Source organism: Methyloglobulus sp., from assembly GCF_046714055.1.
GTDB lineage: Bacteria > Pseudomonadota > Gammaproteobacteria > Methylococcales > Methylomonadaceae > Methyloglobulus.
This window is the reverse complement of record NZ_JBKKBJ010000049.1, coordinates 15,235-27,355: the sequence shown is the minus strand read 5'-3', so window position 1 is coordinate 27,355 and position 12,121 is coordinate 15,235. Positions and strand designations below refer to the sequence as shown.

The window sequence follows — 12,121 nt, the reverse complement described above, 5'->3', positions numbered from 1 at the left end:
ATACGCAATCAAAAGCCGAAACTTACACGGTCGAGGGGTACAACAGCTTGTTCCGGCATTTCCTGGCCAGGCTGCGCCGAAAGTCGAAGCGCTACAGCAAAAGCAAGGACATGCTTGAATATTCCGTGATGCTTTTAATGCTCAAACGCAACGGAAACCTGAAGGCTATACTTAATTAACAATGCTAAATTTTCAATAATTAACGGTTACATAGCTGTGTTAATTGCCACTGAAATAAAATTCTCCCTCAATAGACCCATTCTCCCAAGGTACTTGTTGACCACCGGTTTCTTCCTTCACTGCCGTGCGTACCTTGCGTAGCATCATACCTACCTCCAATCCGGGTTGATTAATTTGTTGCAAGAGGTGTTTTGTATAGGTGCCGTTTCTGCCATTTCCATCTGCTGCCACATTACCTGGATCAGTTGAAAACACTAGCAAAGTACCATTGGGGGCACTCATACCAACCAGGCCACGACTCACAGCGCGTGTACTGCTTGGGAAGGGGTTGTTGCGGCAGGCATCCAGAAAAACCAAATTCAGATGACTCTTGCCCTCTCCCATTTTTTCCAGAACATCATTGGCATTGATGGCTTTACGTTTTATGTCATCTTCTCGTGTCAAATTCGCATCGACGGGCAACAAATAATTCTCACCTTTGACCTGCAAACCATGCCCTGAATAATAAAACAAGCCAACACCTCCACCTTTCAAGCTTTCCCCGAACTGGTAAATGGCATCGGCCATTGTTTCAAGGCTTGCATCGGTCTTCAATATCACTTGAAAGTTAACCTTTCTAAGTGCTTGGGCAATATCCTGTGCGTCGTTAGCTGAATTAGGCAATTGACCAGTGTATTGATAAGCTCCATTGCCAATGACCAAAGCGACCCTCCGCTCAAACTTGTTATTTTTCAAAGCAATAGTAATACCGTCATCTGCAGGCTTCATGGTTACAGGCGGAGCGACGTGATTTGAAGGGGGTTTAAGGGGCTTATGCTGTTCTTCGGAATGGGCAGGCGCTTGTTGGACGGTCACAATTGGCGGTACGTTAGCAAGATTTTCATCATTATTAGTTTGCTTATCTTTATAAGTAAAACCGAAGGAAATCGGCGAATGCTCATCAAAGGGGGGTTGTATATGTTGTGGTTTTGCTTGGTAGCCTTTCGGCTGGGCAACAATGTCATGGCTTTGGTTGTTGATTAGAATTTTTAGCTCACCACCCGCTTGCACTTCGCTGCCAATTGTTTTGCCATCGACACTAAAACGGGTGTTATCTTTATCGGAGATTAACGCCACCACGGTATTGGCATCGGCCGATGCTTTCGGATAGTTTTGTTTATCCTGCTCGGAATAGTCGTTGCGCAAGAGACTGGCACAACCTGTCAACCATAGGCTCACAACGAGAGCGATGAGCCCTAATTTGGAAAGGCTGCACATGATTTAGTGTTTTTTGCGCTTAGTTTTACGATGCGTGGGGGCTTTAACCGGTGTGGGCGGTGGTGCGTTAGCAGCCTTACATTCCGCCAGCATATAACGAAACTCGTAAATGGGGAAATCATAAGGCGGTTTGAGTTTTTCGGTTTTTGCTTCGCAACCTGGAGGTTCAGCAATCACGGTATGTTCGCCTTTGCTGTTAATGCAGACTTTTAACTGCCTGGCCTTGCCCATTTGTTTTCCATCCACGGTAAAAACGGTGTTGTCTTCACTGGACACCAGACGCAAAATTTCATCAGCATCTGCGGAAACCTTTGGGGTTTCATTACAGGATTTTTTTAGCCCCTCTTCGATATTGGTGGTAGTTTCAGTAATGCCATGCTTTGTTAAATCAACCTGCTTTTCAAAATCTCTGCCAAATTTTGTACCACAGGCTGTTGTTAACATGGCTAGCACAAGTACAACTCGCTGATAATTCATTCATCCTCCGAGTTAAAAAGTCGGTAGGCAAAGGTTTGAATTGACTCAAACCTCTCTGCTAACACAGCCAAAGTTAAAAGGAGTGTTTATGCCGACAATTAGTTAGGTAAAAATTTAGGTAAAAAATTGATCATTGGTATTTGGATTTTTCTAACAGATCTTGTTCTCCGACTTGCATTTTTGTTGCAGTGCCCAATTAAGAAGGTAATCCAGAATTCAGGTTACTGGTACTTTTGGAGGCGTTTCACACAAACCCCCATTGAGTAAATTGACAAAAATAACAGCCCATGTTTGAATACTGTACATTATTCATAATAGGACGGTTAAAGTGAAATCCCGTGGCGGCAAACGTGAAAACGCTGGTAGGCCGTTAGGCTTAAATGCTTATGGCGAACCAACCGTGCCTATTCGCGTACCCAAAAGCCAAGTGACGCAAATCAAGGACTTTTTAAAAGCTTATTCAATTAAGAGCGAGTCTGGCACTATTGACTTTGACGAACACATCCATCAAGTCTTAGCTCCAAAAACAGCGGTTACCATACCCCTCTTTTCCTCAAAAGTCTCCGCAGGATTCCCCAGCCCGGCTGACGACCATATTGAGAAACGTCTCGACATCAATGAATACCTGATCGAACAAGCCGATGCTACGTTCCTAGTGACCATCACCGGCTTGTCCATGCGGGATGCCGGCCTGTTGCCCAAGGATATTGCCATTGTTGACCGGTCGAAAGATGCCGCTGTTGGCAGCCTGGTCATGGCTATTGTCGATGGTGAGTTCACCATTAAATATCTTGGCGTGAGTGAGGAAGGGAATCCCGTGTTAATTTCTGCGAACCTTGATTTTAAACCCATCGAAATCAAGGAAAACATGCAGTTTGAAATCTGGGGTGTGGTCACCGGCTCGATCCGCAAATATCCCTGATGTCCTGCATCGCCTTGGTAGACGTGAATAATTTCTACGTCTCGTGTGAACAGGTGTTTAACCCTAAACTTTGGGATAAAGCCGTCGTGGTGCTTTCAAACAATGACGGCTGTGCAATTAGCCGCAGTGACCGGGCCAAAATGCTTGGGATAAAAATGGGTGCCCCCTGGTTTCAGATCAAGGACAAGTTTAACAAAGGTGAAGTGATAACCCTGTCCAGCAATTTTTGGCTCTATGCTGACATGTCTAACCGAGTGGTGAACACGCTCGCCCTGTACTCACCTCAACGCGAAGCCTATTCGATCGACGAATCCTTCCTTGACCTGTCCGGTTTTGGCAGTAAGGATTTAACCCACTATGGCAAGGAAATCAAACGAACCATCCTGCAATGGACGGGACTGCCCGTTTGTGTCGGTATCGGCAGCACGAAGACCCTGGCGAAATTGGCGAACCATTGTGCGAAAAAAAGACCTCACTATGTTGGGGTCTGTAACTTTAATGCCCTATCCACCCAAACTATCGATGACATTTTAACATCACTTCCGGTTAACGAAGTCTGGGGTATCGGTTCACGTCTGGCCTCTAAACTTAATGGTTTAGGGGTTCATACTGTCCTGGATTTAAAACAAGCCCATTCCCGAACGATGCGGGACAAATTCAGTATCGTCATGGCCAGGACTATTGCTGAACTCAATGGCGTTTCCTGTATTAAGTTGGAAGAGGTTTCCCCACCGAAGCAAAACATCGCCAGTACGCGCAGCTTTGGGCTGCCCGTCACCACATTGCAAAGCCTGGCTGAAACGGTGACGCTCTACACCTCCCGTGCAGCAGAGAAGGCACGGAAACAACAAAGCCATGCCAGCGCAGCTTAAGTGTCTTTATCCAGACCAGCCCCTTTGCCAATACCCCATACCCCATACTACAGTGGCAGTTTGACTATGAGGTCGTAATAGAGTTTCTGAAAAAACGTCGCTAATGGATATAGGAACTAAATCCGGCCTTCGTCAATAGCGTTGTAATACGTGCGCCTGGCGATACCCGCCTCAGATTTTACTATTTTGTGCGAATAGGATGTGTGCATATTAAATATTGTGCATTTAAACAAAAACAAACTACAAATGCACTAACCAAGGGCGGTCTACGCTTGTGCATCTAGGGCTTGATTCAAATACACAGCCTGTACGGTAAGGTGAAAGCAGTGAATGAGTCAGAACATTAGCAAGAAAGTTGAAAACGTTATTCATATCTATAAAACAAAAGGTTAGCGGTAGAATTTGACCTTAGCGACGTTTTTTTCAAAGTGTCTATTACGAGCGCAACAATCGCTGGAAATAAGGCAACGGAAACGTGGAATAAGTCGAAGGGCTAGGCCATAGCTTATAAAAGCGGCTTTGCGCCATTATACGCTAAATGTCAGTGCTACTTCGTAATCCTTAAAGTAAGGGTTTAGCTGAGTTTGATTAATATATCGAGGCTTTACCAGAATTGTAAATATGGGTGGGTCAGCCTCAACAGTAGCCAGAGCTTAGACAGATTACTAATACATGCGAATACAGCAATAACTTTCAATTGCTATCCCGATTGCTATCCCGAAAACGCTATTTTCCGCTTTTTCCAAATACAGTATTTTATAAGAAATTGATTTAATTGGTCGGGACGAGAGGATTTGAACCTCCGACCCCTTGCACCCCATGCAAGTGCGCTACCAAGCTGCGCTACGCCCCGACAGTTTTATATCAAAAGAATGGTGTGGAATGGGATTGCTGGCGCAATCTTATGGGTTTTGGGCAGCAACGCACAACATTGCCTGCCCGAAAAGTAAGGGATTCTACTTCAACAGTTCCAATATGTCTTCAAGCTCACCGATCATTTGGTGGATGAGTTGTTTCGTACGGATTGAGTCTTCCTTGGCATTATCGCTAGTCAAATGCGCCCTGGCACCGCCGATAGTATAGCCTTGTTCATACAATAAGGCGCGTATCTGCCTTATCATGAGGACATCGTGGCGCTGGTAGTAGCGGCGGTTACCGCGCCGTTTTACCGGACTCAGTTCGGTAAACTCTTGCTCCCAGTAGCGCAGTACATGCGGCTTGACGGCGCACAACTCGCTCACTTCACCGATAGTGAAATAGCGTTTGGCCGGTATGACAGGCAGTTCGTTATTATTGCTTGGTTCCAGCATACGTTTCTACTCGGGCTTTAAGTTTTTGACCTGACCTGAATGTTACCACACGTCGGGCAGTAATGGGTATCTCTTCCCCTGTTTTTGGGTTACGGCCTGGGCGGCTGTTTTTGTCGCGCAACTCAAACTTACCGAAGCCTGAAAGCTTAACCTGTTCGCCATGCGCCAAAGAACCTTTAATTTCTTCAAAAAACAATTCCACCATTTCTTTGGCTTCACGTTTGTTTAGCCCCAATTCTTCGTACAGCCTTTCCGCAAAATCAGCTTTTGTTAATGCCATGAAATCAATCCCTCAGTTTTGCACCAATTGTTTTGGCTAATGTTTGTAATATATTGTTAAATATAGCATCTATTTCAACATCTGTAAGCGTTTGTGAAAAATTTTGTAACGTAATGCTCACAGCGACACTTTTGCAGTCTTCTTCTATTCCTTTCCCTCGATACAGGTCGAACAGCATAATATCCTGTATGGTTGCCTCATTGCTGCTTTTTATGCTGGCGATGATGTCATCGGCAGAGACACCTTCCTTTACGATCAAGGCAAGATCCCTGCTAACCGATGGGTATTTTGATAAGGGCTTGAACCGTGAAACTGTTTTATTAAGCAATAAGTCCTGGTCGAGTTCAAACAAAAACACTGGAGTTTCAAAACCTAACCGCTTCTCAAGAATGGGGTGCAACATGCCCAATATGCCTATTTTTTCACCTGTCTGGGATAAAATTTGGGCTGCTTGCCCTGGATGCAATGCCGTATGCCTAGCGGCTACGTATTGGACGTTGCAACCGGTCAGAGAGAACATGGCCTGCACATCCGCTTTAAGGTCAAAAAAATCGACTTTACGAAGTTTTTCTCCCCACTGCTCTGGGTAAAGACCACCTAAAATCAGGCCTGACAACATTTTTTGTTGCCCTGTGTGGCCATCAATGTTTAAGAACCGCAATCCGGTTTCAAACAATCGTATCCTGTTTTGTTGCCGATTGAGGTTATGTAAGGCTGCTTTTAGCAAACCACACCATAAGGTGCTACGCATCACCGACAAGTCAGATGATATGGGGTTTTTTATTTTAATCAGCATATCTTCAGCAGCCACGGCTTGCTGAATATCTTCGTCAACGAAACTGTAGGTAATCGCTTCCTGATAACCCAGGTCAACCAAGAGGTCTTTAACCCTGTCTATGTCCAACACGGTTTCAGTTGCTTTGCCCAGTTCTGCTCGCATCAACAGGCTATTATTGGGGATATTGTTATAGCCGTGGACTCTTGCCAATTCTTCAATGAGATCGGCTTCAATTGCCATATCAAAACGGAAACCGGGCGGCGTTATGCTCCAGCCTTCTGGATGTTGTTCAATGCACATGCCTAGGCGCACAAAGGTGTCATGCACCTGCCCGTCCGGCAAAGATATGCCAAGCATCTTTTCGATGCGTTGCCGTCTTAATACTATCGCCGGACGCTGCGGTAAAGAAGATTCATGTTTGACTTCATTAACCGAGCCAGTGCTGCCGCCAGCGATTTCGACAATCAACTGGGTTGCCCGTTCGATTGCGCGGTGTTGCAAAGTTGCGTCTACGCCGCGTTCAAAGCGATGCGAGGAATCGGTATGCAAACCAAAGCGCCTTGCTTCGCCAGCGATAGCCCGTGGCGCAAAGAATGCACATTCGAGAAAAATATTCTGGGTGCTACCGCTGACCGCGCTGTCACTGCCGCCCATTACGCCAGCCAACGCTAACGGCTGCTTATCATCGGCGATAACCAGGGCTTCGGTATCCAATGTTATCGTTTGACCGTTTAACAAGGCCAACGACTCACCGTTTCTCGCCATGCGAACCGTAATGCCGCCGACTAGCTTATCTGCATCAAACGCATGTAGGGGTTGGCCTAACTCCATCAACACGTAGTTGGTGACATCCACCACTGCACTTAGACTCCTGATTCCTGAACGACGCAAGCGTTCTTGCATCCATGCGGGAGTTTCCGTTTTTGAATTCACGCCTTTGATTAATCGCCCCAGATAACGAGGGCAAGCGGCCTTTTCCTCCACTGTTATTGGTAAAGTACCCTGATGATTGATATCGGCTTTCTTTACCTGAGTTGCCGTCCAACCCATACCATTCAGTAAAGCCACCTCCCTGGCAATGCCTTCAATGCTTAGGCAATCCGCCCGATTGGGGGTCAAGTCGATTTCAATAATTGAATCATTGAGGGAAAGATATTCCCGAATATCAGCACCTATCGGCGCATCAGGCTGCAACTCCATCAAGCCACTGGCATCGGCTGCTACACCCAGTTCTTTTTCCGAGCAGAGCATTCCCGATGATTCCACACCACGCAGCTTGGATTGTTTGATCTTAAAATCGCCCGGCAACACCGCCCCGACTAGAGCCGTTGGTATTTTTAAACCCGGCCTGACATTGCTGGCTCCACAAACAATTTGTAATGGCTCACCTTGGCCTACATTAACGGAACACACTCTCAACCTGTCCGCATCGGGGTGTTGTTGGGTGGACAGCACCTCTCCTATGACTACGCCACTGAACACAGCCCAGGCTGGTTCGACGGAATCAACTTCCAGCCCCGCCATGGTCAATTGCGCGACCAGTTCCTCAGTGGATACGGGCGGATTGACATATCCCCTTAACCAAGATTCACTTATTTGCATGATTCAGATTTTCCTTGGCACGGGGCTTAATGAAATTGCTGCAAAAATTTGAGGTCATTCTCGAAAAACAACCGTAAATCGTTAATGCCATAACGCAACATCGCCAGCCTTTCCACCCCCATACCAAACGCAAAGCCGCAATAAGTTTCGCTGTCGATATTGACCGCCTTAAACACTTCGGGATGGATCATGCCGCAGCCCATCACTTCCAGCCAACCGGTTTGGTTGCACACACGACAACCTTCGCCATTGCACATCACACATTCGATATCGACTTCTGCGGATGGCTCGGTAAACGGAAAATAAGAAGGCCGAAACCGCACTTGTATATCTTTTTCAAAAAATGCCCGTAAAAACTGGTACACCACGCCTTTCAGGTCAGCAAAACTGACATCGGTGTCCACCAGAAAACCTTCAACTTGATGGAACATGGGGGTATGGGTGATGTCGGAATCGCAGCGATATACGCGACCGGGCGCGATGACTTTCAACGGCGGCTTTTCGGATTCCATCACCCTGATCTGCACAGGCGAGGTATGCGTCCTTAGTACCGTATGGGCATCGAAATAAAAGGTGTCGTGCATAGCACGGGCGGGATGATGTTCGGGGATGTTCAATGCACCGAAGTTATGGTAATCGTCCTCGATTTCAGGGCCTTCAACCACGCTGAAACTGACACTGGCAAATATCTTTGAAATCCGCCTTAATGTCGTCGTAACCGGATGCAATCCACCTGTTGATTGGCCTCTGCCCGGTAAGGTCACATCGATGCGTTCACTTGCCAGCCTTCGTTCCAACTCAATGTTGTCTAGCGCGTCCTTCCTGGTTTGTAATTGCTCTTGAAACTGGCCCTTGGCTTGGTTGATGACCTGCCCCACTGAACGGCACTGCTCAGGATCAAGCGCCACTAGCTCTTTCATCTGTAAGGTAAACAGCCCTTTTTTGCCCAGATAATGGACGCGAACCTGATCGAGCTGATTAAGATCTTGGGCTTCTGCTAGGGATTTCATTGCTTGCGCGTGAATTTCATCTAAGTTAGCTGGCACGATTCAACTCGTTTAGTGATGGGGGACCCAAGAAAGGCGATATAAAAAACCAGCCGCCCATCCACACCTGTATGGCATGAACGGGCTATATTAATAATGAAAAATGCTGCCATCGCTACGATAGGGCGCTTTTATTGGCTTTCGCAATTTTTGCGATTTCACCGAAGGCCTCGATATCGCGTACGGCTATGTCGGCCAAAACCTTACGGTCTATCGCCACATTTGCTTTGGTCAAACCATTGATTAAGCGGCTATAAGATATGCCATAGATGCGTGATGCCGCATTTATCCTGACTATCCATAACCTACGGAATTGGCGTTTTCTCTGTTTGCGGTCACGGTACGCGTACTGGCCTGCCTTGATGACGGCCTGTTTGGCGACGCGGTAGACCCGGCTACGGGCACCATAATAGCCTTTGGCCTGTTTTAAAATTTTCTTGTGTCTTGCCCTTGCGGTAACGCCTCTTTTAACTCTAGCCATTGTCTACTCCAGGTTAACTATAAGGCATCATGCGAGCCACCATGCGTACATCAGATGCATGGACGGAAGCCGGTTTGCGTAATTGTCTTTTTCTTTTGGTTGTTTTCTTAGTCAGGATATGACGCTTATGTGATTGCCCACATTTGAAACCGCCGTTACCTGTCCGCGCAAAACGCTTGGCAGCGCCCCGGTTGGTCTTTATTTTTGGCATTTGTTTTTACTCCAATAAATTAAATAAAATCCCTGAGATTAAACCCAACAAGGCAAAATGCATGGCCCTGGAGAATTAATGACAGCAAAACTGCTTGCTGTTTTGGCAAGCCATCCGTGGTTGCCGTATCGTTACACTTTAAGTTGTAACCTTAATGAAGCCGATTTTGTTGAAGTGCCGATTAAATCAGCCCTTCTTCATAAAACACACCTTTATTTTTTCTGCTACTTTTTCTTCTTGGGTGCCATGACCATAACCATCTGACGGCCTTCCATTTTAGGAAATTGTTCGACTATGGCTAACTCTTCCAAATCTTTTTCAATGCGCTTCAGCACGTCCATGCCCAGCTCGCGATGCGCCATTTCCCGACCACGATAACGCAAGGTTATCTTGGTTTTATCGCCTTCATTAAGGAATTTAACCAAACTTCTTAATTTGACCTGATAATCGCCTTCATCAGTCCCAGGCCGGAATTTGATCTCTTTAACCTGAATCTGTTTTTGTTTCTTTTTGGCCTCTTGCAGTTTTTTGTTTAGCGTAAACTGGTATTTGCCGTAATTCATCACTTTACAGACTGGAGGATCGGCATTTGGCGATATTTCCACTAAGTCAAGGTCGGCTGCATACGCTATCTGCCTTGCTTGATCTATCGGCATGATGCCCAATGCCTCACCCTCGGCACCTGTGACTCTCACCTTTCTGGCGGTGATTTCATCATTCAGGCGCGTTTCATCTTTTTTAGCAGCGATATTTCAATCCTCCGAGTACATCATTATTTTTTATCTTCAATCTCTTGCCTTAGCCGTTGGGCAAATTCATTGATTGCCAGACTACCTAAATCTTCACCTTTCTGCGAACGTACCGTAATAGCCTGATCTTCAAGCTCTTTATCACCAATAATGATAAGATAAGGTATCCGCTGCATGGAATGCTCGCGGATTTTAAACCCGATCTTCTCATTTCTCAAGTCTATTTTTACTCTAAAGCCTTGTTTTTCCAGCTCTCGTGACACGTTCGTAGCATATTCGGCGTGTCGATCTGCAATATTTAGCACTACCGCTTGTATGGGCGACAGCCAAACGGGAAATGTACCCGCATGTTGTTCAATCAAGATGCCGATAAAGCGTTCCAGCGAACCCAGTATAGCCCTATGCAGCATGACAGGCACTTGCTTTGAACTGTCTTCCTCAATATAAGTCGCGCCCAAGCGCCCAGGCATGGAAAAATCGACCTGGATAGTGCCGCACTGCCAGACCCGCCCGATACAGTCTTTTAGGGAAAACTCAATCTTGGGGCCGTAAAAAGCGCCTTCGCCCGGCTGTAATGCCCAGTCCAGGCCCTTATTATTCAGTGCCAATTCAAGTGCGCTTTCTGCCTTATCCCAAACGGCATCGTCACCTACCCTGTTTTCAGGACGGGTAGACAGCTTGATAATGACTTCTTCAAAACCAAAATCTTTGTAGACAACAAACAACAGGTCGATAAAGTCAGAGACTTCGCCCTGAATCTGTGCTTCCGTACAAAAAATATGCGCGTCATCCTGCACAAAATTCCGTACCCGCATCAAACCATGCAGCGTACCAGACGGCTCGTTGCGATGACAGGAACCAAATTCAGCCAAGCGTATCGGCAAATCACGATAACTTTTTAGGCCTTGGTTATAAATTTGCACATGGCACGGGCAATTCATCGGTTTGATCGCATAATCACGATTTTCCGAATGGGTTGTAAAAATCATGGCACCGAACTTGTCCCAGTGACCCGATTTTTCCCATAAGGAACGATCAACTAATTGTGGCGTTTTAACCTCGCCATAGCCGTGGCATCGTAACTTCTGACGAATGTATTGTTCTATTTGTTGATAGAGTATCCAACCTTTTTCATGCCAGAACACCATGCCGGGCGCCTCTTCCTGAACATGGAAAAGGTCTAAAGTTTTTGCCAACTTACGGTGATCGCGCTTTTCCGCTTCTTCCAACCGATGCAGATAAGCCTGTAATTCTTTTTTGTCGCCCCAGGCCGTGCCGTAAATGCGTTGCAACATTTCATTATCGGAATTACCGCGCCAATACGCGCCGGCAATTTTCATCAATTTGAATGCAGTCAATTTCCCGGTACTGGGTACGTGTGGGCCACGGCATAAATCCACAAATTTACCTTCACGATACAAGCCAATTTCATCGCTGGCAGGAATCGATGAGATAATTTCGGCTTTGTATTTTTCACCGATAGAATTGAAAAACACCACTGCCTTATCCCGTTCCCAAACTTCACGAGTCACAGGCTCATCTTTTTTGGCAAGCTCGACCATCTTGAGTTCGATAGCTTCAAGATCTTCTGGCGTAAACGGTCTTTCATAAGAGAAGTCGTAGAAGAATCCGTTTTCTATGACCGGGCCAATCGTCACCTGCGCGTCAGGAAACAACTCCTTCACAGCATAGGCCAGAAGATGCGCGGTAGAATGCCTGATAATATCAACACCTTCTTCGTCCTTTGCGGTAATAAGTTGCAGGGAAGTATCGCAGTCGATTAAAGTGCTGGCATCGACCAATTTACCATCCAGCTTTCCTGCCAAAGTCGCCTTACCCAATCCAGAACCTATCGAACGCGCCACATCCAGCACTGCTACGGCTTGGTCAAATTCGCGTGTTGAACCGTCTGGAAGGGTGATTACCGGCATTCTGTATATCTTAACTCTACAATAA

At 46.4% G+C, this 12,121-nt stretch carries 12 protein-coding genes, 1 tRNA gene and 1 pseudogene; 3 read left to right on the top strand and 11 right to left on the bottom strand.

Annotated features, from left to right (window positions below):
- Positions 1–179, top strand: a pseudogene (locus tag ACLQ6D_RS03030) (IS1 family transposase); the annotation flags it as partial.
- 40 nt (positions 180–219) lie between these two features.
- Here ACLQ6D_RS03030 and ACLQ6D_RS03025 read toward each other — a convergent pair.
- Together ACLQ6D_RS03025 and ACLQ6D_RS03020 are read right to left on the bottom strand one after the other, a co-directional pair.
- Positions 220–1,437, bottom strand: coding sequence for a caspase domain-containing protein (locus tag ACLQ6D_RS03025; protein WP_411725785.1), 1,218 nt, complete (start codon positions 1,435–1,437; stop codon positions 220–222).
- Between the two features lie 3 nt (positions 1,438–1,440).
- Positions 1,441–1,914, bottom strand: coding sequence for a hypothetical protein (locus tag ACLQ6D_RS03020; RefSeq protein ID WP_411725784.1), 474 nt, complete (start codon positions 1,912–1,914; stop codon positions 1,441–1,443).
- Between the two features lie 328 nt (positions 1,915–2,242).
- Between ACLQ6D_RS03020 and ACLQ6D_RS03015 the strand changes: the two genes are divergently transcribed.
- Positions 2,243–2,836, top strand: coding sequence for a LexA family protein (locus ACLQ6D_RS03015; RefSeq protein WP_411725783.1), 594 nt, complete (start codon positions 2,243–2,245; stop codon positions 2,834–2,836).
- Positions 2,837–2,859: 23 nt separating this feature from the next.
- Positions 2,860–3,708 (top strand): Y-family DNA polymerase, encoded by an 849-nt coding sequence (locus tag ACLQ6D_RS03010; RefSeq protein ID WP_411725782.1) that lies wholly within the window; start codon positions 2,860–2,862, stop codon positions 3,706–3,708.
- A gap of 776 nt (positions 3,709–4,484) precedes the next feature.
- Here ACLQ6D_RS03010 and ACLQ6D_RS03005 read toward each other — a convergent pair.
- From ACLQ6D_RS03005 to thrS, 9 genes are all read right to left on the bottom strand, one after another.
- A tRNA-Pro gene (locus ACLQ6D_RS03005) sits at positions 4,485–4,561 on the bottom strand.
- A 103-nt stretch (positions 4,562–4,664) separates the two neighbouring features.
- Positions 4,665–5,018 (bottom strand): MerR family transcriptional regulator, encoded by a 354-nt coding sequence (locus tag ACLQ6D_RS03000; protein ID WP_411725780.1) that lies wholly within the window; start codon positions 5,016–5,018, stop codon positions 4,665–4,667.
- On the bottom strand, positions 4,999–5,298 hold the full coding sequence (gene ihfA / locus ACLQ6D_RS02995) for an integration host factor subunit alpha (RefSeq protein ID WP_023494044.1): 300 nt from the start codon (positions 5,296–5,298) through the stop codon (positions 4,999–5,001). Before ihfA ends, ACLQ6D_RS03000 begins: the two co-directional genes overlap by 20 nt.
- 4 nt (positions 5,299–5,302) lie before the next feature.
- Positions 5,303–7,678 (bottom strand): phenylalanine--tRNA ligase subunit beta, encoded by a 2,376-nt coding sequence (pheT, locus tag ACLQ6D_RS02990; protein ID WP_411725779.1) that lies wholly within the window; start codon positions 7,676–7,678, stop codon positions 5,303–5,305.
- Between the two features lie 26 nt (positions 7,679–7,704).
- Positions 7,705–8,688 (bottom strand): phenylalanine--tRNA ligase subunit alpha, encoded by a 984-nt coding sequence (pheS, locus tag ACLQ6D_RS02985; RefSeq protein WP_411725778.1) that lies wholly within the window; start codon positions 8,686–8,688, stop codon positions 7,705–7,707.
- Between the two features lie 151 nt (positions 8,689–8,839).
- Positions 8,840–9,205 carry a 50S ribosomal protein L20 gene (gene rplT, locus ACLQ6D_RS02980; RefSeq protein ID WP_411725777.1) on the bottom strand — a complete coding sequence of 122 codons (366 nt, stop codon included), beginning with the start codon at positions 9,203–9,205 and terminating at the stop codon, positions 8,840–8,842.
- A gap of 13 nt (positions 9,206–9,218) precedes the next feature.
- A complete protein-coding gene (gene rpmI, locus ACLQ6D_RS02975; protein ID WP_349027682.1) occupies positions 9,219–9,416 on the bottom strand; it encodes a 50S ribosomal protein L35 in 198 nt (65 codons plus the stop codon).
- A 224-nt stretch (positions 9,417–9,640) separates the two neighbouring features.
- Positions 9,641–10,165: a translation initiation factor IF-3 gene (gene infC / locus ACLQ6D_RS02970; RefSeq protein ID WP_411725787.1), complete on the bottom strand. Its 525-nt coding sequence runs from the start codon at positions 10,163–10,165 to the stop codon at positions 9,641–9,643.
- Between the two features lie 23 nt (positions 10,166–10,188).
- Positions 10,189–12,096 (bottom strand): threonine--tRNA ligase, encoded by a 1,908-nt coding sequence (gene thrS / locus ACLQ6D_RS02965; RefSeq protein WP_411725776.1) that lies wholly within the window; start codon positions 12,094–12,096, stop codon positions 10,189–10,191.
- Between the last annotated feature and the right edge of the window lie 25 nt (positions 12,097–12,121).

Bases quoted from the DNA above. Each gene is read 5' to 3' on its own strand.
- ACLQ6D_RS03025 (WP_411725785.1), bottom strand. From the start codon at position 1,437: ATGTGCAGCCTTTCCAAATTAGGGCTCATCGCTCTCGTTGTGAGCCTA.
- ACLQ6D_RS03020 (WP_411725784.1), bottom strand. From the start codon at position 1,914: ATGAATTATCAGCGAGTTGTACTTGTGCTAGCCATGTTAACAACAGCC.
- ACLQ6D_RS03000 (WP_411725780.1), bottom strand. From the start codon at position 5,018: ATGCTGGAACCAAGCAATAATAACGAACTGCCTGTCATACCGGCCAAA.
- ihfA (WP_023494044.1), bottom strand. From the start codon at position 5,298: ATGGCATTAACAAAAGCTGATTTTGCGGAAAGGCTGTACGAAGAATTG.
- pheT (WP_411725779.1), bottom strand. From the start codon at position 7,678: ATGCAAATAAGTGAATCTTGGTTAAGGGGATATGTCAATCCGCCCGTA.
- pheS (WP_411725778.1), bottom strand. From the start codon at position 8,688: ATGAAATCCCTAGCAGAAGCCCAAGATCTTAATCAGCTCGATCAGGTT.
- rplT (WP_411725777.1), bottom strand. From the start codon at position 9,205: ATGGCTAGAGTTAAAAGAGGCGTTACCGCAAGGGCAAGACACAAGAAA.
- rpmI (WP_349027682.1), bottom strand. From the start codon at position 9,416: ATGCCAAAAATAAAGACCAACCGGGGCGCTGCCAAGCGTTTTGCGCGG.
- thrS (WP_411725776.1), bottom strand. From the start codon at position 12,096: ATGCCGGTAATCACCCTTCCAGACGGTTCAACACGCGAATTTGACCAA.